General features: G+C 37.7%; 22 protein-coding genes and 2 pseudogenes. 13 read left to right on the top strand and 11 right to left on the bottom strand.

Going from position 1 to position 25,733, the window contains the following annotated elements:
* Positions 1–24: 24 nt before the first annotated feature.
* The 6 genes from ACU8V8_RS12335 to ACU8V8_RS12310 all read left to right on the top strand — a co-directional run bounded on the left by ACU8V8_RS12335 (position 25) and on the right by ACU8V8_RS12310 (position 8,140).
* On the top strand, positions 25–1,440 hold the full coding sequence (locus ACU8V8_RS12335; protein WP_446887694.1) for a TnsD family Tn7-like transposition protein: 1,416 nt from the start codon (positions 25–27) through the stop codon (positions 1,438–1,440).
* A 418-nt stretch (positions 1,441–1,858) separates the two neighbouring features.
* Positions 1,859–2,359, top strand: a complete 501-nt coding sequence (locus ACU8V8_RS12330; RefSeq protein WP_446887693.1) for a glycine-rich domain-containing protein — start codon at positions 1,859–1,861, stop codon at positions 2,357–2,359.
* A 2-nt stretch (positions 2,360–2,361) separates the two neighbouring features.
* Positions 2,362–3,159, top strand: a complete 798-nt coding sequence (locus ACU8V8_RS12325) for a TauD/TfdA family dioxygenase (protein ID WP_446887692.1) — start codon at positions 2,362–2,364, stop codon at positions 3,157–3,159.
* On the top strand, positions 3,156–4,445 hold the full coding sequence (locus ACU8V8_RS12320) for a radical SAM protein (RefSeq protein WP_446887691.1): 1,290 nt from the start codon (positions 3,156–3,158) through the stop codon (positions 4,443–4,445). The genes ACU8V8_RS12325 and ACU8V8_RS12320 overlap by 4 nt, the downstream gene beginning before the upstream one ends.
* Entirely contained in the window at positions 4,438–7,290 is a 2,853-nt protein-coding gene (locus ACU8V8_RS12315) for an ATP-binding cassette domain-containing protein (protein WP_446887690.1), read from the top strand. The genes ACU8V8_RS12320 and ACU8V8_RS12315 overlap by 8 nt, the downstream gene beginning before the upstream one ends.
* Positions 7,268–8,140, top strand: a complete 873-nt coding sequence (locus ACU8V8_RS12310; RefSeq protein WP_446887689.1) for a hypothetical protein — start codon at positions 7,268–7,270, stop codon at positions 8,138–8,140. Before ACU8V8_RS12315 ends, ACU8V8_RS12310 begins: the two co-directional genes overlap by 23 nt.
* A gap of 633 nt (positions 8,141–8,773) precedes the next feature.
* Here the strand turns inward: ACU8V8_RS12310 and ACU8V8_RS12305 are convergent.
* Genes ACU8V8_RS12305 through ACU8V8_RS12295 form a run of 3 tightly spaced genes read right to left on the bottom strand, consistent with a single transcriptional unit; the run spans position 8,774 to position 10,784 of the window.
* A complete protein-coding gene (locus ACU8V8_RS12305) occupies positions 8,774–8,974 on the bottom strand; it encodes a KTSC domain-containing protein (RefSeq protein ID WP_446889638.1) in 201 nt (66 codons plus the stop codon).
* Positions 8,975–9,027: 53 nt separating this feature from the next.
* Entirely contained in the window at positions 9,028–9,927 is a 900-nt protein-coding gene (locus ACU8V8_RS12300; protein ID WP_446887688.1) for a KTSC domain-containing protein, read from the bottom strand.
* Positions 9,924–10,784: a chitodextrinase gene (locus ACU8V8_RS12295; protein WP_446887687.1), complete on the bottom strand. Its 861-nt coding sequence runs from the start codon at positions 10,782–10,784 to the stop codon at positions 9,924–9,926. Before ACU8V8_RS12295 ends, ACU8V8_RS12300 begins: the two co-directional genes overlap by 4 nt.
* A gap of 1,008 nt (positions 10,785–11,792) precedes the next feature.
* On the opposite strand from ACU8V8_RS12295, the gene ACU8V8_RS12290 reads away from it, so the two are divergent.
* From ACU8V8_RS12290 to ACU8V8_RS12280, 3 genes are all read left to right on the top strand, one after another.
* Complete coding sequence (locus tag ACU8V8_RS12290) at positions 11,793–12,278, top strand: hypothetical protein (protein WP_446887686.1); 486 nt, start codon at positions 11,793–11,795, stop codon at positions 12,276–12,278.
* A gap of 108 nt (positions 12,279–12,386) precedes the next feature.
* Positions 12,387–13,361, top strand: a complete 975-nt coding sequence (locus ACU8V8_RS12285) for a transposase (RefSeq protein WP_446887685.1) — start codon at positions 12,387–12,389, stop codon at positions 13,359–13,361.
* The gene (locus tag ACU8V8_RS12280) at positions 13,358–13,858 is read left to right on the top strand and encodes a hypothetical protein (protein WP_446887684.1); all 501 of its coding nucleotides are present in this window, start codon (positions 13,358–13,360) and stop codon (positions 13,856–13,858) included. Before ACU8V8_RS12285 ends, ACU8V8_RS12280 begins: the two co-directional genes overlap by 4 nt.
* A gap of 218 nt (positions 13,859–14,076) precedes the next feature.
* Here the strand turns inward: ACU8V8_RS12280 and ACU8V8_RS12275 are convergent, their stop codons facing one another.
* The 3 genes from ACU8V8_RS12275 to ACU8V8_RS12265 form a co-directional block, all read right to left on the bottom strand.
* Positions 14,077–15,042, bottom strand: coding sequence for a universal stress protein (locus ACU8V8_RS12275; RefSeq protein ID WP_446887683.1), 966 nt, complete (start codon positions 15,040–15,042; stop codon positions 14,077–14,079).
* Positions 15,039–16,748, bottom strand: a complete 1,710-nt coding sequence (locus tag ACU8V8_RS12270) for a cation:proton antiporter (RefSeq protein ID WP_446887682.1) — start codon at positions 16,746–16,748, stop codon at positions 15,039–15,041. Before ACU8V8_RS12270 ends, ACU8V8_RS12275 begins: the two co-directional genes overlap by 4 nt.
* A 311-nt stretch (positions 16,749–17,059) precedes the next feature.
* The gene (locus tag ACU8V8_RS12265; RefSeq protein ID WP_446887681.1) at positions 17,060–17,461 is read right to left on the bottom strand and encodes an Rrf2 family transcriptional regulator; all 402 of its coding nucleotides are present in this window, start codon (positions 17,459–17,461) and stop codon (positions 17,060–17,062) included.
* Between the two features lie 167 nt (positions 17,462–17,628).
* On the opposite strand from ACU8V8_RS12265, the gene ACU8V8_RS12260 reads away from it, so the two are divergent.
* Both ACU8V8_RS12260 and ACU8V8_RS12255 read left to right on the top strand, forming a co-directional pair.
* Positions 17,629–18,531: an NAD(P)/FAD-dependent oxidoreductase gene (locus ACU8V8_RS12260; protein ID WP_446887680.1), complete on the top strand. Its 903-nt coding sequence runs from the start codon at positions 17,629–17,631 to the stop codon at positions 18,529–18,531.
* 31 nt (positions 18,532–18,562) lie between these two features.
* Positions 18,563–18,790, top strand: a pseudogene (locus tag ACU8V8_RS12255) (methyltransferase domain-containing selenoprotein MduS); the annotation flags it as partial.
* Here the strand turns inward: ACU8V8_RS12255 and ACU8V8_RS12250 are convergent.
* From ACU8V8_RS12250 to ACU8V8_RS12235, 4 genes and pseudogenes are all read right to left on the bottom strand, one after another.
* Positions 18,686–19,945, bottom strand: a complete 1,260-nt coding sequence (locus tag ACU8V8_RS12250) for a KTSC domain-containing protein (RefSeq protein ID WP_446887679.1) — start codon at positions 19,943–19,945, stop codon at positions 18,686–18,688. The pseudogene ACU8V8_RS12255 and the gene ACU8V8_RS12250 sit on opposite strands and share 105 nt — an antisense overlap.
* Positions 19,942–20,799 carry a chitodextrinase gene (locus tag ACU8V8_RS12245; protein WP_446887678.1) on the bottom strand — a complete coding sequence of 286 codons (858 nt, stop codon included), beginning with the start codon at positions 20,797–20,799 and terminating at the stop codon, positions 19,942–19,944. Before ACU8V8_RS12245 ends, ACU8V8_RS12250 begins: the two co-directional genes overlap by 4 nt.
* A 255-nt stretch (positions 20,800–21,054) precedes the next feature.
* A complete protein-coding gene (locus tag ACU8V8_RS12240; RefSeq protein WP_446887677.1) occupies positions 21,055–21,435 on the bottom strand; it encodes a hypothetical protein in 381 nt (126 codons plus the stop codon).
* 332 nt (positions 21,436–21,767) lie between these two features.
* A pseudogene (locus ACU8V8_RS12235) lies at positions 21,768–23,488 on the bottom strand (DUF885 domain-containing protein).
* Positions 23,489–23,710: 222 nt separating this feature from the next.
* Between ACU8V8_RS12235 and ACU8V8_RS12230 the strand changes: the two are divergent.
* The gene (locus ACU8V8_RS12230; RefSeq protein WP_446887676.1) at positions 23,711–24,025 is read left to right on the top strand and encodes a metal-dependent hydrolase; all 315 of its coding nucleotides are present in this window, start codon (positions 23,711–23,713) and stop codon (positions 24,023–24,025) included.
* Positions 24,003–24,731 (top strand): metal-dependent hydrolase, encoded by a 729-nt coding sequence (locus tag ACU8V8_RS12225; RefSeq protein ID WP_446887675.1) that lies wholly within the window; start codon positions 24,003–24,005, stop codon positions 24,729–24,731. The genes ACU8V8_RS12230 and ACU8V8_RS12225 overlap by 23 nt, the downstream gene beginning before the upstream one ends.
* A 70-nt stretch (positions 24,732–24,801) precedes the next feature.
* On the opposite strand, the gene ACU8V8_RS12220 is transcribed toward ACU8V8_RS12225, so the two are convergent.
* On the bottom strand, positions 24,802–25,605 hold the full coding sequence (locus ACU8V8_RS12220; RefSeq protein WP_446887674.1) for a DUF2306 domain-containing protein: 804 nt from the start codon (positions 25,603–25,605) through the stop codon (positions 24,802–24,804).
* Positions 25,606–25,733 lie beyond the last annotated feature (128 nt).

Raw genomic sequence — 25,733 nt, 5'->3', positions numbered from 1 at the left:
CAAAGAGCTAAACAAGGACGAGTTATGCGAATGATACAAATATCACCTCGAATTTATGCTGGTGAGACAATATATAGCATAGCAGCACGTATAGTGCTAAATGACGTATCAACGTCTTTCTCACAATCGATGATAAATAAATTTGAAAATAAAAATATTCAGCTTAATTCGGTTTTTCCATCCTATTTAAACCAATTATCATCGTTAACATCATGCACGGTTGATTGCCTTATTGATAATCACACACTGTTTCAATATTACTCTGCTTTCTCACCTGAGAAAGTGAAAAAACAAGCCTATGATTTATTAACGGCCGGAGATGGTAGTGCAGCTTACAAAGTACTTGGACTGCTGGCAAACCGCCTTATGGATGAAGGCATACACAGGTATTGCCCTGTTTGCGCTTCAGAGCAAGAGTTATCATGGGGTGAGTCATTTTGGTTGTTAGAGCATCAATTGCCACTTTCTATGGTTTGTTTAAAGCATGAATGCATGCTTGTTTCAAAACCTAAAGCGCGTAAGCAGCTTGTATTCCCTGAGATTGGCAGTTCAGTCACTGACTGTACAAACCCACTGCTACTTAAGATTGCGGAAATAAATCACTTTGTCCTAAATGACTATTCATTTGATCGCGCTAAGCTTGGGCAAACATATGCAGTGAGGCTTATTAATAAAGGCTTGGCAACAACGAAATCTGTTCGGCATATACAGTGGCGTAATAAAATGAAAGCGTACTTTGCTCCACTTATGCATGATGAGCGAGTCCGCAAGTTATTACACTCTTCGGCTGAGCAGGGCTTTCCTGCAAACATTTTCTATAACGATGATTCAAGCCACCATCCAATTAAACATATATTAATTATTAGCTTTTTATTCGAGCACTTTGGTGATTTTATTGTGGCTTACGGAAAAGGAGAAAGCATTAATGTACATGCAGTTAAACACCCCAAGCCACAAGCGAATATTGACGAAGAGCGCCATAAGAAAACATTAACATTATTGAAGTCAGGTATGCCCTTAAGGGATATTATTTGTAAAGCGAATGTCAGTGCAGCAACTGTTCGTAATCTTGCTAGAGTGCATGGTATAGCGCTAAAAGAACATACCCGAAAAGTTAGCAGCACAATGCACAGGTCTATCTTAATACAGTTAATCGTAGGGAAACCGACAGAAGTAATAGCGCGTGATTTTAATTTATCAGTAGGTGATATCGAGCAAGTGCTAGTTGGGCAAACGGCGATAAAAATACTGCGTCAACGCATCAGGTTTTATACCCGCAGAAGAGCCGCGCGACATGCTGTTATCTCTGCACTATACACGCTTGTTAAACCATCTATTTCTAAGCTTAGAAAGGCAGTAGATAAAGAGTATATGTGGCTTTATAAGCACGATAGAGAATGGTTAAACGATTTTAAGAATACATACTTTAACAAAAAGTAAGAGTGAATATGGATAAGCATACAAATAATATACTGTAACAAAAGCCGCGATGCCATCATGCGTATCTCATATATTACCTGTATCAATAAGGAGCGTAACTAGGTATTCAACTATAGTATTCAGGGTGAACACTGAATAAATAAACCAAACCAGAGTTCAATGCTCAGTATGCTTTAGAGTTTATGCTTGACAGTAGTGTATGGCAGTTCAAAAAATTAGAGAGTTTGTTGGTGGGCCATTCAATTTTTCTTGATTAATTCTGTCAAGTGTTAAAGTCAACTCGGTAGTGCCTTTTTTGTACTAATTCTTTAAGTACCGAACTCAAGTGTAAATACCAATAACACGCTAGCATTTTTATAATTACCTGATATTGTTATAAAGGGTTTTAATTCAAATTATACATAAGGGAAAAATAATTATGATGCAGTCATTTAATGGACATACTTTTACTGAAGCTTTAGCTAAAACTAAAAAATGGGACTTTGAATTAGCAATACAGAAATTAATAGATTCGAACCCCGAACAATGGAGTTTAGAACGTGCAGAGAAGGCTATTCTTGACTATCAGCGCTACATGGCAGTGACTAAAGCGCTTGGAGGTATACAGCTTGTTCCAAATGCGGATATTGATGAAATCTGGCATATGCATATTTTAGACACTCGTGCATATATGCAAGATTGTAACGCTTTATTCGGTGAGTTCCTCCATCATTACCCATACTTCGGTATGTTAAGCGAAGAGAACCAACAGCAATGGGTAGATGTTCAGGCACAATCAGAAGAGCTTTGGCATAATTTATTTAATGAGTCTTTATATAGTAAAGATAGTGTTGCACAAAAATGCCCACAGGTCTGTCCTTGTCATGTTGACCAGCTTAGTATTGGAGGATCTACCTCAGCGCTTTTAAAAAGCGCTTAGTAATGATGAGTGAAAAAGGTTCTAGTAGGCGTGATAATATTGCGCGCCTACCATCGTCTTCAAAAACCTTCTTTAGGCCACATTCGATTACTAAAATAGATGTTCAATCCATACAAGATAAAGGGTATCAAGTTATCCGAGGTTTTGGGATTGATGTTATTGAATTTGAGAAAGTAATTAATCGTATCTCCAATGAGCAGTTATATTGCTCGCCACGTGTAGGCGGCATTTGTCATCAATACTCCGTCGAAGTCAATAGTGATAACTTTTCGCAGCAAATGCGTACAGGAGGTTTCCATACAGATTTTATGTTTCAAGATAAGCCTCCTGAATATATTGGATTATTGTGTTTAGAAACGGATCCCAAGCACCCCATTTATGGGCGAAACCAAATCGTATCAATGTCAGGTTTGTTAGAGCGATTAAGCTCTGGATTTGGTTTATCCGTTGAGGATATTTTGCAGCGAAATTTGCCCTACCACTTCGCAAATGGACAACATTTTTCAGTACCTTTGCTTCATAGATCTAATGGACAGCTACAATTCAAGTTCCACCAACATTTAGTAACTGATGGTATGTACGGCGATAAGTTCAAAGAAAAAGAAATAGAAACTTATATGACACAGCTTCATGCTGCGATGATAGATGTAGCTGAGGATATTTGTTTGGATGCGGGAGATCTATTGGTGCTTTCAAATCATCATGCGCTGCATCGGCGAGGTGAGTGCAGTGTCAGTTTTAATGCTGATAATAAAACTTGGAGATCTAGGAAGATGGCGAGTATACGGTTTAACTTATGAAATATGTATTGAACGCACTGTGTCGTCTTGAATCCAAAAAGCATGATCATTTTGGTGATATTTACTTTATTCAAAAATCAACACATCGTGATGATGTCATTATAATAGATGCGCCCTCAGCAAAAATTTTAGAAAAAATAAGTAATAGCAAGCAACTTAGTGCAGAAGAAGAGGCTCAGAACTTTAAGCGCATAGAACGATTAGTTTCAGAAAATATTTTGGTGCCTTTAGAAGCTCCTAGGGTAAGAAAGACTGAACCAATTGCTAGAAGTATTAACCTTTGGCTACAGGTTACTGATAGCTGCAACTTAGCTTGTGATTATTGTTATATCCCTTCTTTATATAGCGATAAAACTTTACGCAGCGACATATTTTCTTTGCTATTTCAGCACTTCAAAGAAACTAAGGGTTTAGAGACTGTGCACTTGAAACTTGCTGGAGGGGAGCCACTAATGGTTTTTTCTGCATGGAAAGAGGGAGTTCAATGGTTAAGAACGCAGCTTAAAAGCATTGGTATAAATTTAGATTTGCGTATTATTACAAACCTTACGAGATTAACAAATGAAATGGTCGCTTTTTTTAAAAAGCATAATGTAATCATTTCTGTGTCCGTAGATGGCTTGGGTGAAACTCACGATCAACATCGAAAACATAAAAATGGGGCTGGCTCTTTTAAAACAGTGATGACTAATATCAACCGATTGCGTGAGCGAGGAGTTTTTCCTAGTGTCATGATTACTGTCGCTGGGGATAACTATCTCGGAGTACCTGCTTTAGTTGAGTATCTTATAGAAAAAGATATGACTTTTCGTATATCTGATGCTAAAGGTGATTACCTGACCGCAGAGCAGTTTGAGCAGACGATGGATTTAGTGAATACCTTACTGGATAAATCGATAGAAGATGGCTATCCAGTAAGTCGTCGTGTCATATTTTCTGATTTACGTACTCATGAAGCAGCAAGCACACCTTGTTCAATGGGGAGCCATGCAGCTGCTATTTATATTGATGGCTCAGTATATTTTTGCCATACCGAATTTGAGAAAGGTCAGCCATTAGGGCACCTTAGTGGCGAGCAAAATTTATTAAGTATAATCCGTGCAGGCAAGCATAAACACTTCGGTCTAAGCGATGATTGTCAATCCTGTAAGTATCGTTTTGTGTGCGCAGGAGGGTGTCCGCTTTACCGAGTGAATGGTAAGAGCCCAATGTGTCGCGTTTATAAAAAAGTAATTTCTCAAGTTTTTGATATTTATGATAGAGAGGATGGTAATCAACATGGATGAAGCCTTATCCTTTACTGATATTACTCAAAACAATTTAAAGCATTTAGATTTTAATATGATGCCAAATGAGATAGTTGTCATTTGTGGTGTTAGTGGTTCAGGTAAGTCAACCTTAGTGCATCAAGTAATTGCAGCTGAAGCGTTAAGGCAGCAAAAAATACGCAATAAGAGCGATAAAATTTTACACTATGCAGTAAGACCTAAGTTTAGAAGCTGCTCTTCACTACCCGAACCAACAATTATTAGCCAGCGTAGTGCTCATGTTGCTGAAAACATACGTTTTGGTACCCGTTCTCGGATTAACGATCTTTTAGTTAAGTACTTTGTAGAAGCTGGGCAGGTTATTCATAATCAGCACCTAATAGTAAAACCAACTCTTCCGGAAATATTTGTTCACCAGCAACGGTTTTATAGCAACTCATGTTTATTTTTACGTGTATTAAATTTTGAATCTTTAAGTACAAACCTGAGACAACAACTACTTCAAAGCCAAGTCAGTTCATTGTTATTGCGTGCTGAAGGAAAGTTGACATTAAAGTCGGTACCTCTAAGTAAGCTCCCAAAACAAATTGAAAAGTACGAGGGATTTATTGCGATAGAGCGCACGGAAGAAGCAGAAAAGCTAAAGAAGCTTAATTCAGTGCCTGTACTTATGTTGGACTCACGGTGCGTAGAAGAGACTTCAATTGATGAATATGATCATGATGAAATCGAATTTGATCAACATGGGTTCAACCCCGAATACTGTCGAATTTTTAGATTACCTAGCCAAAAATTATTTTCTCGCTCGACTCAATCTTCTACTGCTGGATATTGTCGAAAGTGTAATGGTTCAGGGGAACGAATCAGTTACAATTTGGACAGTGTGATTATTCCCGATGTGCCTCTAACTAAAGAGTTTCTTGATGTAGAGAAAACCAAAGCAGGACGTTATCAAGGATTTAAGTTTTTGCCTTCAGGGTTAACGGCTGTGTTAAGAAAAGCAGGAGTAGATGTAAAATTAAGCTTTCACGAATTACCCAAAGAGCAACGAGATCTTGTGTTGCAAACGTTACGTGATAAATTGGCATCTAATAGCAAAGATAAATTTGCACAAACATTTTTAAAAAACGAACCTTGCTTAGCTTGTCACGGTAATGGTTTTGGTTGGCAAGCCAGAGAAGCTAAAGTCAATGGACGTTCTTTGCCTGACTATTTAGCAATGAATGGTAAACAACTTCAGCATGCCATTGACGATATAAAAGTCACTCACCCGATTATAAGCCAGCTAAAGAACTTATTGAAATATTTACATGCACTAGCTATTGATCATATCGACTTTGAGCGCCCTCTAACCACATTAAGTTCAGGCGAACTACAACGGTTGAAGTTACTCCCTGCACTGTTAGATGATGTTTCCGAGCGTTTGTATATCCTAGATGAGCCATCCTCGAATTTACAATTTAAAGACAATCTTGCGATTATCGAGCTATTAAAAACTATCAAAATGAAAGGTAATCGCATATTACTGGTAGAGCATAACCCTCTATACCAAGCCTATGCGGACCGAGTGTTGTGTATAGGTCCTAAAGCAGGGGTAGATGGGGGGAGCTATTGTCCAGCACTTACGGTTGACCAACAGCTTCAAGGGCTTTCTATTTCTAATAATATTGCGCCGCTAGTAGAAAAAGAGCTGCTAACCTTAACGCTGCAACCTATTAGGCATATGCAGCTAAATCGATTCAGCATACCTAAAAATACAATTAATACAATTATAGGAGCTAGTGGTTCTGGGAAGTCTACCCTTTGCCGAGAGATGCTTTACCCTGCGCTTATTCAGGAAAACTTTTCTGTAGAATTATTAGATAGTCGTCCATTTATTGGTGCATCCAGCTCAATTGTAGCCAGTTACCTTGGTATTCTTGATACATTGCGAGAGTTCTTTTCTGTACAAAGCTCGGGAAAATACTCACCTAATGATTTTAGTTTCAATGCAGGTGGTGCTTGCGAACACTGCTCCGGTAAAGGATTTGTTGAAGTAAGTGACGGCCGCGGAGCTAATAAGGATAAAATAAAACAGACTTGCCCTGTGTGCTTTGGTTCAAGGTTTCGTGCTGAAGTTGCATTATTCTGCGCTGAAATTGATCAAAAATCGGTCTCCCTTCCTCAAGTATTGAGTTCTAACTTTCATTGGATAGCAGCACAAAAAGATCTTTCTAAATTACACACTACTATAACAACCCTAGAAGCACTTTCATTAGGGCATTTACATCTAGGCAGGGAAACACAAACCCTTAGTGGTGGTGAGCTTCAGCGATTGAAGTTAGCTAAGTTTTTACTCGCTAATTGGTTGAATAACAAGCAAAAAAAGAGGCGGCCCAATAATGTGCAACAAGTTGTGGTTCTTGATGAACCTTGTCGTGGTCTAGACAATCAAGCTGTTGCTCGTCTAATGTCAATATTACGCGAACATCTAGCCCATGCTACGGTTATTGTTATTGAGCACAACCCTTATTTTATTTACCAATGTGACTACATAACAGATATTGGACGTAGTGGCGTGGTGAAAACAGATGCGAACATATATCAGGCTGATCTTCACAGTATTCAAAAATTAGATTTTGAAGAGAGGTTGTTAAAATTTCCTAGTCTAAATCATCAACTAATCATGGAGCAGGCTAAGGCTAAAATTTTAGGAAAAACTTCTCAGATTGATTATGTTGAGAATAGTTTAGCATTCGAAAGCATAAAGCCGATAACTAAAGTAGTAAGAGCTCCACGTACCGAGCGAAATAATCAACGCTATCAACTTATTCCTAAGATATACCGCCAACAGCAAAACTTTGAACGAGAAAAAAAAGTTTAAAAATTGTTTTGAGATCATAGTACCAGACGATAATTGTTTTTTTTATAGCGATTGGGAAACACTACAAAGAGCTGTAATAGCACGGAGGCCAAAAGAATACTTTTTCAATCCGTTTATGCGGCAATTGGAGCGTTATCCATCCGTACCATTGACAGAAAGAAAAAAAATACTATCAGCTTTAACTACTAAAACTGTCTTATTTGAAGATGATGATTGGCGCTGCTTAGCTTCTAGCGAAAGTCTTGAGTCTGCATATTTGAAAGGTTCTGGCGTTGTTGTAATTCGTGAACAATCTAATGAGCTAAGTTATCACAGTATTCGTTTATTAAGTTTGAAAGAAAAAATTGTTGATCGAGTTTTCCCCGATCAATTTGCTTTCAATCTTTATACAAATTCCTGCCAACATTGTCATGGTTATGGAAAAATTCTTAGTTATCCATTAGGAGAATGGATAGATGAAACAAAAAGTATTTTAGATAAAGGTTCACTTCCTTTTCCATTAGAGAATAGTTTACCCAAACGTACAATTAGCCACTTTGCTACCAAAGAAGGGTTATTTGATTTTAGAAAAAAGATACATCAGCTTAGCAAAGTTGAGCGTGATATCCTTTTCTATGGCTTTAAAGCTTATCGTTTCCGGAAGGCAAGCGCTAAAAGTAACGCTGACCACCAATATTATGAATGGGAAGGTTTGAACTCATACATCTATGATAAGCGAAAGCAACTTGAAGCTAACGCTTTATTTATTGATAAGGTTGACTGGGTAGTTTGCCCATTTTGTACACATGGTTTTTCATCCAGTATTAGTTTTTACCAATGTGAAGGCGAGATATTTACAGATATATTTTAGATAATTAAATACAAGTGATTTACTAATATTACATGCAGACATAACTCATAGGCGTAGAGGAAGCTATATAAGTTGGAAATAGCATTTATGTCGTTTATTTAAATTTAATTTTTATGTAAAGCTTTAAGGTGGCTAAAGTCTTTTTTGAGTTTCTTCTCAGTAATTGAATGCTGAGTTTGCTACTTACTTAAGTTAATTGTGTTTTCAATTGAGTAACCATTTTTCAGCTGTGTACTTCAATGAGCGAAGTAAGCTTGTAAAAGAAACTTTTGATAACAATGTTAATAACATGAGTATTCACTTTTGGTGAAACCTTCTCTGTGAAGATAAATGGTATGGAAAATATTAAGCTTCAATTATTTATTCCCAAACTATAATAATTACGCTTAGATTGGGGATGGTTAAATCCTATTAAAATTCCCAATCTATAACTAAAAACTCCATAACGAAAAATGCGGTCTAAAAAACTGCATTTTCCCAATCTATAACAACTTTGATCATGAAATTGATCAGAGTTATTATAGTTTGGGAATGAAATTATAGATTGGGAATCCAATCGCTATTCCCAAACGATAATTATTGAAAAGGGTGAGCTTCGTGGCTCACCCTTTTTATTTCTAGTCCAATGTTTAGTTATTTTTCAACTTTTGCAATTGGTTCAAGTGATGTAATTTTTAGGTAAGTCATACTGTCAATATCTAGCTTATCAAAAGGGTATTGGCCTCGAATATTATCATTAAAAACCTTCCCCATGGATGTTGAGTAATACAATTCATCCCATACTAAAATTGGGATATTGTAATAACGGTAAACGCTTCCTGATTCAAATTTCAGATCAAGGACTTTATTGATTGTTGAGTAGCCTATGTGTGAAAAAGCATCTGAATTTACAGGATGTTGTTCAAACAGGGGAAAGGGGTTTGGTTTAAAATAGAAGCCTCAACCCCTTCGCCGATCTTTGTTGCCACATTATCGTTGCGTATATAAGAATCGATCAAACCATGTCCAGTATTATCAAATAAAGAAGACATTGAAAAGTTTGATGGTAAGCTCCCGAATAAAACTCTTACAGCTCGCATTATTTCATCTTGATCTAGTGTGAGGTGTGAAATCAGGTGTGCGTACTCTTCTCCTAAATTACCGCCTAGAGAGCTGGTCGGTGTTGCTATAGAAGCTAAACCAACTAAGGAGTAATCTGACGCGTAATAGCCATCAGTATATTGATAATTCGAAATAATGTCTTCAAAAAGTGCATTGGTGTAAAAGTTACCTTGTGAGTGACCAATAAGAATAATACGGTTGCAAGAATGCATTTGAAACAGCAGCTTTTGATAGGCATTCCTATAATCAGTATCATTTAACTTTGAATAAGTTACATCTGAAAACACTTCTTCAATTACAGATTCAACATGGGCTATATTTTCCTGAGAAAGAGAGTCGACGGTACCACCGACTATTGCAGTAATGAGGTGGTACTTGTTTGAAAAAGGGGATAAATCGCCATATTTTTGTTTTGCCACTTCATATATTTGCATATGAAGGTCTTCATCTTTGTTATAGTTGCCCGTTGGCTTTCTACCTTTAAGGTAATTACCTAATTTAATATCTTGAAAATTATCTAACCAAAACAAATTTTCACGAAAATCATCTTCTGTTGTAAACATACCATTTATATAAAATAATCTCAGTTGATCAATTTGTTTGGTACAGTACCTATCTAAAGGTTGATAACTTGCAGAAGCATAATTAGTGAGAATTAAAGCAAATACTATTAGATATTTAATCATTTGATTGCTCCTTCTAAGGGGTTACAGTTTTTATCTGCTGCATAATGGAAATCGTCATCCCAAGCAATATAGTCACTAATTTTATTTTGGCTTTTACGGTTTGCGTAGGCTCTGTCTATTGTATTGAAGTACATAAGTTTTGGGTTTCTAAAATGTGGGTGCTTAGTTTGAAGCTGTCTTGTACACATACTAATATTTATAAAATCCAAAATAATCTGCTTACCAATCTCAGTATCTAAATTTGGTATGCGCCCTTGCTCAATATCAATAACCAGTTGCAACGTTGAAGCGGCACCTAAACTAAAGGTGATGAGCTGTGGAGAATCAAACTTTTCATACACATAGCGCTCATAATCGTCGCGGATACCGTTGTCATTTTGATCAACCCCGTCCAACGTTTTATAGTCGTCAGGGTGTTCAGGTGGTAGTTCTGGGGTTAGATAAAATAAATCTTTAATACGTTGCCAACTACTGTGGGGTTTAGGTTCGTTATTCTCATTCCAGTAGCGGGCAAGGTAATAGTCGGGTCCATGTTTTACAAGGTTACCTCCTTGATACACTTTGTTTGCTTGCCACTTTTCTATCACTGTATTTTGCAGCCAAATCCAACCATCCCAATGGGGTTGGTTTTCTATCGGTTCAATGCCCTTAACCCAAAAAGCGGCAATAAATAAGCTGTTGTTATGTGTCACAACATCACCGGCGACATAAATTGAGCTGGCATTCCATTGTGGGTGGTTTGGTTGAATATCGGTTAAATTTATATTTTTAGATTGTGAGTTCAGCTGAAAAATATTTGTCGCGTAAGCATGCGAACAAAAAAGTAACCAAGCAATAATAACGATGAGTTTAGTCATTACAAAATCCTTTTTATGAAGTTTCATTACTTTTTAAATCAAGTCCACTTTTTAGGTAAATGCAAGGTAAGAGGATTAAATATTTCAAAATCATTGATGAGTTTGAAAAGTAGCAACACTTGGTTTTGCATACAAAGTTCAAGAAACCTGGTGTGGCTTAAATTGTATGTCGTCCTTTAGGGAGATAAGTGAGTTTCATCACAGATAATTCAGAGGCGCTTCGCGCTGCACAGAGGTTAAATATTGTTGTAGGAGTCGGCTTTAGCCACGAATGATTTAACACCAATGAGAGAGTTAACCACCGTAGGCGCTGAGCTTGTTGGCGCATGTGGTTATATGTTCATTGCTCGCTAACTTGAAGCTTTCTAACTCGCTAACTTTTTATATTTTGTCGGGATAAATCCGCGACCTACATTAAAAACCTTATTCAAGGTTTTGTCGCGCTGGCTTGGTGAGTCAAAACGGAGCTGCCGCTGACCCCTCTCTGGACACTCTGTAGGAGCTGGCTTTAGCTGCGAATTTTTCCACCCTAGCATCACGCTGTTTCCTTCATATCACAATTAATGTGAACGTAAACGGCGAAGATAGGCCGTCTTTCACATCCCTGTACGCTCCCCGGTTCGGCCATCCATGGCCTCTCGTTCAAAGCTACGCTTTTCACCCATGGCCTAGTTTCGCCTTACCGCGCATTGCCTATATGGATGTAGGTACTTAGGATTTGTCGGGAACAAAATCCTGCCATGCGCTATATTACTCATCAGTTGCTTATTTTCAGGGCGTGATGACGGGGAGGGTGTTAAGCGTGAAATTGGTGTTTGACTTAGGAAGTGTGAATTCAAGCCCACGGATTGTGGTCTAAGGCAGCTATGCATTTCTTAATTTTATTATTTTATTATTGTTTCGAATTGGGTACTATTAACGCAAAATAATTAAAACTTTAAAAATATGATGAGATCTCTAAAAAGTACAATATTTGTTATTGCTACGCTTCTTTTATCAGCATGTTCTATGATTCAAGAAAAACATATAGATGGACAGAGTATAAGTAATTCTGAAGGAATAGTTGTTACAAATTTAATTTCAAATACAGATGAAGTTGGTAATATATTTGTTCCTCATTTAAAATATATAGCGGTTTACCAAGGGGAAAATAATGATGCAGGTATTTCAAAAAAGGTAGAGTTTACACCTGATAAAAATGGCGATCATAATATATTCAAACTTCCTGTTGGTCACTATAAATGGTGGAAAATTATATTTGGTAACCATTACTTCCTATTAGACAAAAATGAAGGCTTTGAAGTCAAAGAAGATACTGTTACTTACATTGGTGATTTAAAAACTATCATAGACTATGGGTTTATGAGTATCAGCGCTGAAAATAATGTTATTGATAACCAAGCAGAAATCACTCAATTCTTGTTAAAGAACTACCCAAAACTAATGAATGAAAGAGTTTTCGAGAAAAAGTTAACTATACTGGAATCTATTTAGCCGTAAAATTTATTTCGCGCGAAAACCAAAGAAACCAAAGGGGTCAAATCTTGACTTCATACATCAATGGTCTAGATTTATAGTTTATTGCTCATTGAGTTTATCATTATGTCTAGGCCGCTGCGAATAGAGTATGAGAATGCGTTTTATCATGTGATGAATCGTGGAAGAGGGCGTGAAAATACCTTTTTGAGCGATGACGATTTTACGTATTTTTTATATTGCATTGAGCAAGCAAATCTTCGTTTTAATATTGAAGTGCACTCATATTGTTTAATGACCAACCACTACCACCTACTCATCAAAACCCCTGATGCTAATTTAGGTCGAGCCATGAAGCATATTAATGGCCTTTATACTCAACACTTTAATCGAACACATAATACAGATGGCGCGTTGTTTCGAGGGCGCTACAAAGCGGTGTTGGTGGATGCTGATAACTACTTATTGCATGTTAGTCGGTATATTCATCGTAATCCAATTGAAACGAGCACCCCGCTGGTAGATGACCTTGCTAAGTATCAATGGTCTAGCTATTCCGCTTTTATTAAAAGGGTAGCGGTGCCTAAATGGCTCGTTCGAGATTTTATATTTTCGCTCCAAGGCAAAAAGCGTAAATATGCAGCTTATAAGCAGTTTGTGGAGTTTGAAAACAGTGAAGAAATTAGCGCTTTTTATAATGCTAAAAAGTTATTGTCGGTTCTGGGCTGTGAGGACTTTATTGAAAATATAAAAGACTATATCGCATCACCAAATAGTGAAAGTAAGCTTGTTGTTAAAAAGTACTCAGCAGAAGATGTAATCTCCTACTTAGCTCAATACTTTGGTGTTGAGGTAGATGATATAGTAATTGTTAAAAAGGGGCGAAAAGAGAAAAATTTACCCCGTTGGTTTGCCATTAAATTATGCCAAGATTTAACGGGATTAAATTTGCAGGCATTAGCAGATATATTTAATGTTAAACACTATTCGGCTCTATCAAAAACTGTCGGTAGATTAAATGCATTAATGATTGAAGATAAGAAGGTTAAATTACAATACGAAAAACTTCGAGATTGTTTGATGTGTGAAGTCAAGATTTGACCCCTATCGATCTCCAAGGCAAAAAGCATAAATATGCAGCTTATAAGCAGTTTGTGGAGTTTGAAAACAGTGAAGAAATAAGCGCTTTTTATAATGCTAAAAAGTTATTGTCGGTTCTGGGCTGTGAGGGCTTTATTGAAAATATAAAAGACCATATCGCATCACCAAATAGTGAAAGTAAGCTTGTTGTTAAAAAGTACTCAGCAGAAGATGTAATCTCCTACTTAGCTCAATACTTTGGTGTTGAGGTAGATGATATAGTAATTGTTAAAAAGGGGCGAAAAGAGAAAAATTTACCCCGTTGGTTTGCCATTAAATTATGCCAAGATTTAACGGGATTAAATTTGCAGGCATTAGCAGATATATTTAATGTTAAACACTATTCGGCTCTATCAAAAACTGTCGGTAGATTAAATGCATTAATGATTGAAGATAAGAAGGTTAAATTACAATACGAAAAACTTCGAGATTGTTTGATGTGTGAAGTCAAGATTTGACCCCTATCGATCTATCGATATCACCAATCGACGTCATTACTGGATGCATAGTCATATTTAAAGTGAGTTTAAAAAGTAACAACACTTGGCTTTTTGAATAAAAAGATCAAGAAAACACAGCTGCCTGCTTGACCGGAACTTTCTAATGGGTGACCCTCGCATTTTCTTTTTAGAAAGTGGTTAGCTACGTAAATAAAAGTTTTTACTTTACTGCTCTATCAAAGACTTATGGGCGATATAAATCCTTTTGGTTTGACGGCTAAAATCGAACTATCAAGTTGGTTAAGAATCGTTTCTGCTGTGTTTCCAATCACAAGACCTGCAACTCCGGTACGAGAAATTGTTCCCATTACAACTAAATCGGCATCAACCGCTTGTGCAGCCTTAGGTAACTCTTCTTCCGCAGTCCCCTTAATAATATGTGAACGTAAAGATAAGAAGTTATAAGATTTTTGTCCTAAAGTGTGTCTTAACTTTTCTAATAGTTGCTCCATTTTATGCTGACTGTGGCGATGCTCAAATTCATATAACTCTTTTTCGACTTTGTCTGGATCTTCCACCCAAAGGCTGATAAATCCTGCATTGGGCGCATCGTATACATTAACTACATGAGTTGTTGAAAACTCAGCTAACGAAATTGCACATGCCAGCTCAAGTATCGTATTGTTTAATTCAAGATTACAGTTACTTTCATCTATAGAGTCAAAGTCTACGGCTGCTAGTATTTGTTTATAATTGAGTTTTTCATCTTGCTTCATTAACCAAACGGGGCATGGGCAATTGCGCAATAAATGCATATCATCACTGGTGATTAGCCGATCAAACCAACTAAGTTTATCTACTTCTTTGAGTAAAATATCAAAGCTATTCGACAATACCGATCGGATACTTTCTAAGTATCTTTTACCTACTTTGACTTCAGCTTTAATATTTACGTCATTATCCAATGAAGCAATAAGGCTGCGTAGGTTCTCATTTGCTTTAGTCAGGGTAAGGGTCTCTATTTCAGGGCTTTCAATGCCTATTTTATTTAGCGCAGATGATAGGGGTAAACTTGGAATAACCAAAAGTAAGGTTAGATCTGCCTGACTATTTTTGGCTAATGAAATAGCACGTAGTAAAGACGGTGACGGTTTATCCATCGGTTCATTCATTACATATAATACGTTACTGAATCTTTTCATGTTACGATCTCCTTATAAAGCGATTTACTCGACTTAACACCTTGGATAAGTATATCAGCAGCATGATCCGCTGTATCTTGGAAAGGCTCTAAAATTAACTCAACACCTAACAAAGCGAGTTCTTCACTATCAGCTGTACTCTGTGATACCGCGGCTAACTTGCCCTGGTAACCAGCGGAGCGGGTTAATTGAACTACGGTTCTACGTGGATCTTCTGATGACAAACCAGTATGTAAGTGAGGGATTGTAGACACAGCCCACTTTGCATGTTTGAGTGGTAATTCAAGAATAAACTCAGCATCGGTGGCATCACCATATTCACAATCTAATCCTAAATGGTTCCAACTTTTTATTGCTGACGGGTTAAAATCAATGCCTAAAACCTTTATACCTTTAGCTTTCAGCTGTTGGGCAATCGCAGTGCCAAGACGACCCAGCCCAAATATGATCACAGGGTAATGATTATCAGGATGATCGTCGGCAACTTTTTCACGGGGAGCTCCTGAACGCTCAAATATATTTAGTACGGGAGAAAATATTGAATAAAGTTGGTGGGAATAAGTGATCATATATGTTGAGGCTGCGATCGTAATGATCCCAACTAAGGTCACTAAGCCCAGTACATCTTGTGGCACATGACCTAAACTGATCCCCATCGCGATGAAGATCAAAGAAAATTCACTAATTTGAGCTACCGTCAAGCCGGCAAGAAAACCAGTTCGTTTACTGTAGCCCATAAGCCCCATAATAATTACGACAATAAGTGGATTCCCAATAAGAACAAATAGCGAAAAGATAATTGCACCAGCTAGATGGTTACCAAGTAAAGATAAATCTAATGTGGCACCTAAAGCGATAAAGAAAAACAATAATAGGAAATCGCGTAGTGGTGCGAGTCGCGCGGCAATACTTTCACGATAAGGGGTTGACGCTAAAGCAACCCCAGCTAATAAGCCTCCCACTTCCATCCCTAAGCCTGCTAGGTCACCAATAGCGGCAAATAAAGCCGCTTGTGCTATGGCGTAAACTACTAATAATTCAGGGGCTTTAGCTAGCTTTTCTGTTAATGGGTTTGCAATATAACGAACAAAAACAATAACAAAAGCGAGTAAACCTAAACCCGAAATTCCCACCTGCCATACGGAAGAGCTTCCATCTTCCCCATGTCCTGAACCTATACCTATGGTTGCCAGCACTATCATCGCCATAACAACTACAAGATCTTGTACAATTAAAAAGCCTAAGGCGATTTGACCATGTAAAGATTCTATTTCTCGTTTATCTGAAAGTAGTTTGACTATGATAATGGTGGATGAAAAAGTAAGAGCAACTGCGACATACAGACTGGTGGTATGATCTAAACCAATGCCTAAACCAATAAAATAGCCAAATAGGGAAGTAAACGCCACCTGACCAAGGCCGGTTAAAACAGAGACACTACCAATGGATTTTATGAGTTTTACATCAAGCTTTATACCAACAAGAAACAGCAGTACAGCAATTCCGAGCTCAGATAGAAGTTGGATTTGTTCTTTAGAATGAACAATATCTAACACCGAAGGCCCGGCTATTAAGCCAACGGCGATAAAGCTAACAATCAATGGTTGTCTTAACAGTAAACCTATAAAGCCCAACAATGCAGCTAATACCAAAAGTGTAGCTATCTCGGTAAATGCTGACTGTGTGATCAGTTCAATTAAAGTCACTGTTATACTCCTATCCAGACACAGAATATATTTAACAATACCTAATGCTGTACTCAGCAAAGGATAAATTCAAGAAAATATTAACAATTTATCAAGTGACAACACATGATTTGAAACAAAAAATATTAGATTAAGCAACAAAAAGGTGACAATACATATGTAATACAGTGATTTAGTCTTGATGAAAACCAAAGGGAGTTACCCATTAGAAAGTTCGGGTCAAGCAGGTAGCTGTGTTTTCTGGTCTTTTTATTCAAAAAATTAAGTGTTGTTATTTTTTAAACTAAATTGCAGTGTGGCTACGTATTCTACTAGAAGGCTAGCTTATCTAAACTTACTTCACCAAAACGTGCTAGTAATAAATCTTCTGAGGCTTTAAGCGCACTGGCGAGTTCGCGGTTTACTGCTTTCTCAATTAGGCATTCTGTATGTTCATCACTTAAGCCGATAGTGAATACAGAGCTTTCGCCTAAGGCGGTGTGAATATCTAGCAAGGTTATATCTGCTAATGCCACATTTAAAAGCCAGCCGCCGCCGTGTCCTTTTATCGAAGTTACATAACCTCTATCGCGCAACCTTGCCATGGTACGCCTTACAACCACGGGGTTGGTTTGTAGCATTGTTGCTATATGGTCTGATGTTGCAGGCTCGTCCATGTGATCCATGTGAATTAAAATATGTAGCATGCGCGATAAGCGACTGTCTTTTCTCATCTTATTCTCTTCTTTTTTATATAAATAGTCTCAGCTATTTTATGTGCTTGATAATATCACGATACTTTTAATGTTGCATGTGTTGACTTTGCAAACTCATGTAACTTAATATGTTTCGTGAGTTGGTGCTGATAGATGAATCGGTTTGCTATAAATGAGGAACAAAGATGAAGCAAGATGTTGTGATTATTGGTGGAAGTTTTGCGGGCATTTCCGCAGCTACGCAATTAGTAAGAGCTCAGCGTAAAGTAACAGTCATTGATGCAGGTAAGCCAAGAAACCGATTTACTGATCATTCGCATGGTTTTTTAGGCTTAGATGGATACAGCCCATCGGCTATTAAAGAGAAAACATGGCAGCAGTTACAAGCGTATGAAAGTGTCACTATTATTGAAGATAAAGTGATTGATATTAATAAAGAAGTGCAGGGCTTTAGCGTAAAAATTAATAATGGTGAAACAATCGCTTGTAAAAAAATAATTCTCGCCACAGGTTTAAAAGATGAATTGCCTGATATTAAGGGCGTTAAAGCGCGTTGGGGAAAAACAGTTATACATTGCCCTTACTGCCACGGTTATGAGTTACGTAATCGTTCTTTAGGTGTTATTGCAACGGGGCCAATGTCTTTACATCAAGCAGGAATGATCCCTGATTGGGGCGTAACTACTTATTTCTCGCAAGGTGAATACCAGCCCGATCCAGAGCAAAAATTATTTTTACAGCAACGTGGTGTTAGCTTTGAAGATACACCCGTTGTTGAAGTATTAGGGGATAACCTTGAAGTCTCTGCGGTAAAACTTGCCGATGGTCGTATCATTGAATTAGAGGGCTTATATGTTGGGCCTAAAACACATATGGCGAGCCCGTTTGCTGAGCTTTTAGGCTGTGAGTTTACAGATGGACCAATGGGCACTGTAGTTGTAACCGACGATTTTAAACAAACCACAGTTGCTGGTGTATTTGCCGCTGGCGATATAGCTAACCCAATGCAAAATGCCACATTTGCTTCTGCATCAGGTGTAATGGCAGGTATAGGTGTACATAAACAATTAATACAAGAGTTGCTGTAGTTAAATTATCAGCGCACACAAGGCCGCCAGTATGACAAAAAATAAAAAATTTTGGGAAACTACCTTTAAAGATAAACAAATGATGTGGGGTGATGAACCGTCAACCACCACAGCGTTATCAGTCGCTCTTTTTAAAAATAACGGTTTGAAAAAGCTATTGATCCCAGGATTTGGTTACGGCCGAAACGGCAAAGTATTTAGCGATGATGGCTTTGATGTAACAGGTATTGAAATATCTGAGACTGCAATAGGCATAGCCAAAAAGCAATACGGTAACACCATGAAGATTCATCACGGCAATGTTAATCACATGCCTTTCAATATCTAATTTATCAAAAGGGTATTGACCTCGAATATTATCATTAAAAACCTTCCCCATTGATGTTGAGTAATACAGCTTATCCCATAATAAGATGGGTATATTGTAATAACGGTAAACACCTCCTGATTCAAATTTGAGATCAAGAACTTTATTAATCGTTGAATAGCCTATATGTGAAAAAGCATCTGAATTTATAGGGTGTTGTTCAAATAAGGGGAAAGGAGTTTGGTTCTGTATAGAAAATTCAATTTTAGCACTTATTGCATTTGCAACAGCATTATTTCTTAGATACGCATCAATTAGCCCATGACCAGTTGAATCAAATAAAGACTCAGCAGAATAGTTTGAAGGTAAACTACCAAATAAAATCCTTACGGCTCGCATGAACCAGTCTTCGTCAAGTGTAAGGTGTGAAATGATCTCTTTATATTCCTCCCCCAAACTTCCTCCTATTGAACTTGTTGGTGTTGCTATTGCGGCTAGGCCAACCAGTGGATAATCGGAAGCAAGATACCCGTCGCTATATTGATAAGTAGATATGGTTTCCTCAAAAAGAGCATTGGTGTAAAAGTTACCTTGCGAGTGACCAATAAGAATAATACGGTTGCAAGAGTGCATTTGAAACAGCAGCTTTTGATAGGCATTTCTATAATCAGTATCGTTTAACTTTGAATAAGTTACACTTGAAAATACTTCTTCAATTACAGATTCAATATGGGCGATATTTTCCTGAGAAAGAGAATCGACGGTACCACCGAGTATTGCAGTTATGAGGTGGTACTTATTTGAAAAAGGGGATAAATCGCCATATTTTTGTTTTGCTACTTCATATATTTGCATATGAAGGTCTTCATCTTTGTTATAGCTGCCCGTTGGTTCTCTACCTTTAAGGTATTTACCTAATTTAGTCATCTGAAAATTATCTAACCAAGCTAAATTTTTTCGAAAATCATCCGAGCTAGTAAACATACCATTAACGTAGAACAAGCGCAGTTGGTCTATTTGTTTTGAGCAATACCTATCAAGACTATCGAATTCGGCCTGTGCCTTTGGAATAAAGAATATTAGGATGATTAATAAGCAAGTTTTCATTTCATTACTTCCTCTAATATTGTGCAAGACATATCAGCATCTAGATGAAAATCGTCATCCCAAGGAATTAGATCATGAGCTTTATTTTGTGCTTTACGATTAGCATAGGCCCTATCTATAGTATTAAAGTACATCAGTTTAGGATTGCGATAAGAAGGGAACGTATTCTGTATCATTTCAGTGCAGAAGCTTATATTTATAAAATCTAAAATAATCTGCTTCCCAATCTCAGTATCTAAATTTGGGATACGGCCTTGCTTAATATCAATAACCAGTTGCAATGTTGAAGCGGCACCTAAACTGAAGGTGATGAGCTGTGGAGAATCAAATTTTTCATACACATAGCGCTCATAATCGTCGCGGATACCGTTGTCATTTTGATCAACCCCGTCCAACGTTTTATAGTCGTCAGGGTGTTCAGGTGGTAGTTCTGGGGTTAGGTAAAATAAATCTTTAATGCGCTGCCAGCTACTGTGAGGTTTAGGTTCGTTATTCTCATTCCAGTAGCGGGCAAGGTAGTAGTCGACTCCGTGTTTTACAAGGCTGCCAGCTTGATATATTTTATTCGCTTGCCATTTTTCTATGACTGTATTTTGCAGCCAAATCCAACCATCCCAATGGGGCTGGTTTTCTATCGGTTCAATACCTTTAACCCAAAAAGCGGCAATAAATAAGCTGTTGTTATGAGTGACAACATCACCGGCGACATAAATTGAGCTGGCATTCCATTGTGGGTGGTTTGGTTGAATATCGGTTAAATTTATATTGTTAGCTTGTGAGTTAAGCTGAAAAATATTGGTCGCGTAAGCGTGCGAACAAAAAAGTAACCAAGCAATAATGATGAGTTTAGTCATTGCAAAATCCTTTTTATGAAGTTTCATTACTTTTTTAAATCAAGTCCACTTTTTAGGTAAAAACAAGGTGGGAGGGTTAAAAATTTCAAAATTTTTACAGTATGGATAGGTTGTGTTTTAGTTTAGAATTGAACTTCACCCGCGAGAACAAGGAGATGCTTTGTCGTATGGGAGGAGGTGAAACGCTGGGTTTATTGGTTAAAAATAAATGATTATCAAGTTATTCATTTAGTTTGCCTCCAAAGCTTGAATTTTTTACTTAGCCTGCACTTCAGTACCCAGTAAAGTATCTATATAAGCGAGTTCCTCACTAAAAACACCATTAAAAAATGCACTTTGCTCAATTATTTCGCTTTCATTAGGGTGGGCTTTGTAGTTTTGTTGACATCTAACAAGCTCGTTAGATAGCCATTGGCATATATTGGCCACTGTGCTGATTGCTGTTTTTAAAAAAGATGACCATTTTATTTTTTGTAAATTAAAGCGGTAGAGTGTTACAGCAATTAGGCTATACGCTTTGTGCTCTGGTGAGGGTGAGTAATTACTATTTAATGCTTCACTCTTTAAAAGCTTGCTTTTGATCAGCGCTTGTTGCAGAGCCATTTGTTGTGAGTTACTTAAAAAGGTTGTTGTCATAATGAATAAGTGGCCTCTATCTGCTGTATTAAATGTGGCATTTAAAAGTTGAGGCTAAGCAAGGCGTTTATAGCTTGTGCAGCACCGACAAAATGCAGTAACAGTGATAACAAAATAGGGCTGACTCTTTACTGAATTTGTAAAATACAATTGTAATCGAGTAAGTGTTTTAGTTATAGCTAATCGGTTAATTAAGCTTGGGTTCTATTTTATGGTTTCTGCTGTGCTGGCCTGTGGGAGGAAATCCAATAAAAGTTCAGTCAACAACGATTATTTAATGGTTGTTAGCTGAACTTATTACATAAATTTGCATTAATCAAATGCAATGAGTGCTACTTTTTCTGTTGTGCAATCCAGTCGTTGATGACTTCTTCGAGCACAGCTATCGGCAGTGAGCCTTGGCCTATTATGGTGTCGTGAAAGCGGCGAATGTCAAAATTAGCCCCAAGCTCTTTTTCTGCTTTTGCCCGGAGCTCGCGTATTTTTAACTCGCCCATTTTGTAAGAAAGCGCTTGAGCAGGCCATGATATATAACGATCAATTTGGTCTTCTACGGCACTTTGTGGCAGTGCTGTGTACTCGTTTAGATAATTAATTGCGCGCTCTCGACTCCAGCCAAATGCGTGAATACCAGTATCAACAACCAACCTAACTGCGCGCCACATTTCGTAGCCTAAGCGGCCAAAGTCGCTGTATGGGTCTTGATAAAAACCAGCTTCTTTACCAAGGCGCTCTGCATAGAGTCCCCAACCTTCACCAAACGCGGAGTGGTTTAAAGTACGTCTGAATTTAGGTACATCAAGCTCCATTGCTATCGCATTTTGTAAATGATGGCCCGGTATAGCTTCGTGCAAACTTAAGGCTTCTAAATTATATAACGGTTGTAACGAAGGCGTTGAGGCTAAAAAGTAAGTACCAGCAGAGCGATTATCTGTCGGTGGCATATAAAAAGCACCTCGACTTGCTGAGTCTTTAATTGCGAAGGTATTACGTGGTAAATGACCAAAATAGGTTGGTAATTTGCCATACATTTTTGCGTAATAAAGGCTGCTTTTTCTAACAAATCTTGTTTGTCTGTGGCATAAAATTGCGGATCAGTCGCTAAAAACTGTAAAAAGTCAGCATAAGTGCCTTTAAAATTTAGGGAGTCAATAATGGCCTGCATTTGGGCTTTAATACGTGCAACTTCTTGTAGACCTAACTCATGGATCTCTTTAGGTGTTGCTTGTGTGGTAGTGTAGTAATTTACTGCATATTGATAATACTCAAGTCCACCTTTAATACTTGAAATGCCAGGCTCAGTCCTACAATTTGGCATGTAATCATCAACAAAAAAATCATAAAAATGTTGGTATGCAGGGATCACTTTATTGCTAATCAGTTTTTTTGCTTTTTCTTGATAAGCTGCCTTTTGCTGTTGGCTAAAGGTGTTGGGCATACGAGTGAATGGCTCGTATAAGGCACTGTTTTTGGGATCTTTGACAATATGCGCACTTATGCTCTTATCGTAGTTTTTAAAAGTGGTGCAGTAATGTGTGTAGCCACGTTGTACACCTTCTTTCATCAAGCTTATGTTTTCTTGATTAAAGCGAGGGTAGTCATCCAAACTGATTAAAAAGTTGTCGTAGTCGGCGGTGGTTAAAAACGCCATGTTAGCGGGAGCCTCTGCAAAGTACGTGTGCCAACCACTTAAAAAGTTTACAGGAAAGTACTTATCAAGTGACTGGTAGCTTTTTTGCTCGGTTTCGCGCTCGTATTTAAAAAGTCGGTAATTCATTAACTGAGTTTTACTGAGAGATTGCTCGTTAATAGCGGCTAGTTTTTGCAACACTTGGTTGTTATATGTTTGGCGTTTTTGTATTGCTTGCTCAGTCCAGTTTGCAAGTTTGCCATTGGGTTTCCACCCGTCAGGATCGGTACGGAAAAATATTTTTTCATTTTGTGCATGTTGCCAGTGCTGATCAATTATATTTTTTAAATCGGTATTGTCATCAGCGAGGCTTGGCAATGAAAAAAGAGTTAAAGAAAGAGCCAATAGATTTATTTTATGCATATTTTTTCTCATTATTAGCAAGTTAGTATTTTATAAAACAGTGGTGTATGACGTTAGTTTTGAGTATTTTATAGTTTGAATTAGGGTATCAAATTAACGTTGTAAATGCGCTGGCTTTTTCAGTTGGGGCTAATTGCAAACTAATTATTCATTGAGATCGACACCGATGATAAAGCAGTACAACATAGTCTATTGGTTAAGCTATTTTATAAGGAGTTTTCATTGGATTCATTGACACAGGTTGTACTTGGCAGCGCAGTTGCTTATTCAGTATTAGGCAATAAGCTTGGTCGAAAGTCATTACTGGTTGGTGCGGCGTTTGGCACTTTGCCTGATTTAGATGTTTTGATAAATTGCGGCTCAGAGATTGAAAACTTTGTTTATCACCGCAGCTTTAGTCATTCTCTATTGATGCAGCTTTTACTTAGCCCTTTATTTGCCTGGCTAATGCTTAAAATGAATTGGGCTAAAAGTGTTTCGTGTAATAGATGGTCTGTGGCCATTTTTTTTAATTTTGAGTACCCACGTCTTACTTGATAGTTTTACAGTGTACGGCACACAGTTACTGTGGCCGCTTTCGACATACCCATTTGGCATTTCAAGTATGTTTATTATTGACCCCGCGTACACTGTGCCATTGATAGTCTCAACGATCATATTGTGTTTTGAGCGTTTTAAGCCCTATGCGCAGTACATTAATAGCTGCGCGTTGATTCTCAGTTCGTTTTATTTAATCTGGAGCTTAGTTGCAAAGTGGCATATCAATGAGAAGATTCATCTGGCGCTGGACAATAAGAATATTGAATTTACCCACTATGAAAGTACGCCCACAGCGCTAAATACGCTGCTTTGGCGGGCAGTCGCTGTAACTGAACAGGGTCATTATGAGATTTATGCGTCAGTATTTGATGTAATAGAAAATATTGATATAGATTTTTACCCGACAACAAATACATTATTAACTCAGCTTGATACAGAAAAGCCCATCACATTATTGCAAAACTTCACCAAAGGCCTTTACGGTGTGTATCAACAAGATGAAAAGTTAATAATGAGTGACTTAAGAATGGGCCAAGAAAGTTATTATGTATTCTCGTTTGTGGTTGCACAGCAACGTAATCAGCAGTGGGTTACCGGGGGTTACCAAAGACTGAATAATAGGCTTCCACTAGATAAGCTCGGGCTCATTTATTCGCGTATTACAGATCCTAGTGTTGATTTATCAACTAAAGCTATTCACTGATAAGGCGACCTAAATCTAGTTTCCCCCTTTTATAAGGGGGGGGCTTTAAGAGATCCTAATAAAGTACTTATTAGTTAATCACTGCAGGGTACCAGTTGGCTAACACGACCCCAAATAAACCCACTAAAAATACAATGGCGATCAATACCATTAAGCTTGCAGTGGCAAGTGTAATAACTTTATTCGTGGTATTTTCTGCATACCTTACCAGCTCAGCAATAAGCAAAGGGAGCACATATGAGCAAATACTTATAGCTAACACCGTTGGGCCGGTAAACGTGGTGGTATCGATTCCTAAAGTACCAAATATTAAGAACCAAGCAAAAATCATCAAGCGAAAAAATAATACCCCATTTGCTGCAAGGTATAAGCGTATTGCCCATATTTTATGAAGACCAATATTACGTTTTCTGGCTGCTGTTACAGCTAACATACTTGATAAAATAACCACGCAGCCGCCAAAGATAGTTAACCCATGCATTAAGGTATTGCCAACGGTTCCTCTGGCGAGTATTAGGTAAATACCTGCCATTGAAATGGTGCAGGCTAATAGCACAAAAATACGGCCGTTATAACGGTGAAAGCGAGGGTGCTTTGTTCGTATAGCGGGGATTAATTGTAAGCTGCCGCCTATAATCATCACAATCGCTAATAATACATGTGCCGCATACATGAAGTTTCCTGTTGCATCATTAGCAACATAGGCGCTGCTATTTAGCCGATTCCAACCAGATATTCCGCTAGTGACCCCCGTAAGCCCGTACCCCAAGGTGAGGTAAATAACAAAGCAGAGTTGTGCCATCAGCAGGCAGATAAACCATATTTTTTTACTGCTATTAAGCAATGAATTTGGGTTAAGTTTGATTTTATACATGTGTATTTTCTTTTTCTTCATAAAACGAATAACGCAAATATAAAGGGCTTGAAGGGCGGTTTCTTATCAAATTTGAAATTTGAGCAATGATATATGGGTAATTTTGAGAATTAATTAACTTCTACAGA

The organism is Pseudoalteromonas sp. SaAl2 (assembly GCF_052947895.1).
The sequence above is the reverse complement of the archived record's forward strand: the minus strand, read 5'-3'. Positions and strand labels throughout refer to the sequence as shown.

Coding starts and splice junctions, on each gene's coding strand:
- ACU8V8_RS12250 (WP_446887679.1), bottom strand. CDS start 19,945: ATGAAAACTTGCTTATTAATCATCCTAATATTCTTTATTCCAAAGGCA.
- ACU8V8_RS12240 (WP_446887677.1), bottom strand. CDS start 21,435: ATGACAACAACCTTTTTAAGTAACTCACAACAAATGGCTCTGCAACAA.
- ACU8V8_RS12260 (WP_446887680.1), top strand. CDS start 17,629: ATGAAGCAAGATGTTGTGATTATTGGTGGAAGTTTTGCGGGCATTTCC.
- ACU8V8_RS12245 (WP_446887678.1), bottom strand. CDS start 20,799: ATGACTAAACTCATCATTATTGCTTGGTTACTTTTTTGTTCGCACGCT.
- ACU8V8_RS12320 (WP_446887691.1), top strand. CDS start 3,156: ATGAAATATGTATTGAACGCACTGTGTCGTCTTGAATCCAAAAAGCAT.
- ACU8V8_RS12335 (WP_446887694.1), top strand. CDS start 25: ATGCGAATGATACAAATATCACCTCGAATTTATGCTGGTGAGACAATA.
- ACU8V8_RS12285 (WP_446887685.1), top strand. CDS start 12,387: ATGTCTAGGCCGCTGCGAATAGAGTATGAGAATGCGTTTTATCATGTG.
- ACU8V8_RS12265 (WP_446887681.1), bottom strand. CDS start 17,461: ATGAGAAAAGACAGTCGCTTATCGCGCATGCTACATATTTTAATTCAC.
- ACU8V8_RS12315 (WP_446887690.1), top strand. CDS start 4,438: ATGGATGAAGCCTTATCCTTTACTGATATTACTCAAAACAATTTAAAG.
- ACU8V8_RS12300 (WP_446887688.1), bottom strand. CDS start 9,927: ATGATTAAATATCTAATAGTATTTGCTTTAATTCTCACTAATTATGCT.
- ACU8V8_RS12275 (WP_446887683.1), bottom strand. CDS start 15,042: ATGAAAAGATTCAGTAACGTATTATATGTAATGAATGAACCGATGGAT.
- ACU8V8_RS12295 (WP_446887687.1), bottom strand. CDS start 10,784: ATGACTAAACTCATCGTTATTATTGCTTGGTTACTTTTTTGTTCGCAT.
- ACU8V8_RS12325 (WP_446887692.1), top strand. CDS start 2,362: ATGATGAGTGAAAAAGGTTCTAGTAGGCGTGATAATATTGCGCGCCTA.
- ACU8V8_RS12290 (WP_446887686.1), top strand. CDS start 11,793: ATGATTCAAGAAAAACATATAGATGGACAGAGTATAAGTAATTCTGAA.
- ACU8V8_RS12220 (WP_446887674.1), bottom strand. CDS start 25,605: ATGTATAAAATCAAACTTAACCCAAATTCATTGCTTAATAGCAGTAAA.
- ACU8V8_RS12330 (WP_446887693.1), top strand. CDS start 1,859: ATGATGCAGTCATTTAATGGACATACTTTTACTGAAGCTTTAGCTAAA.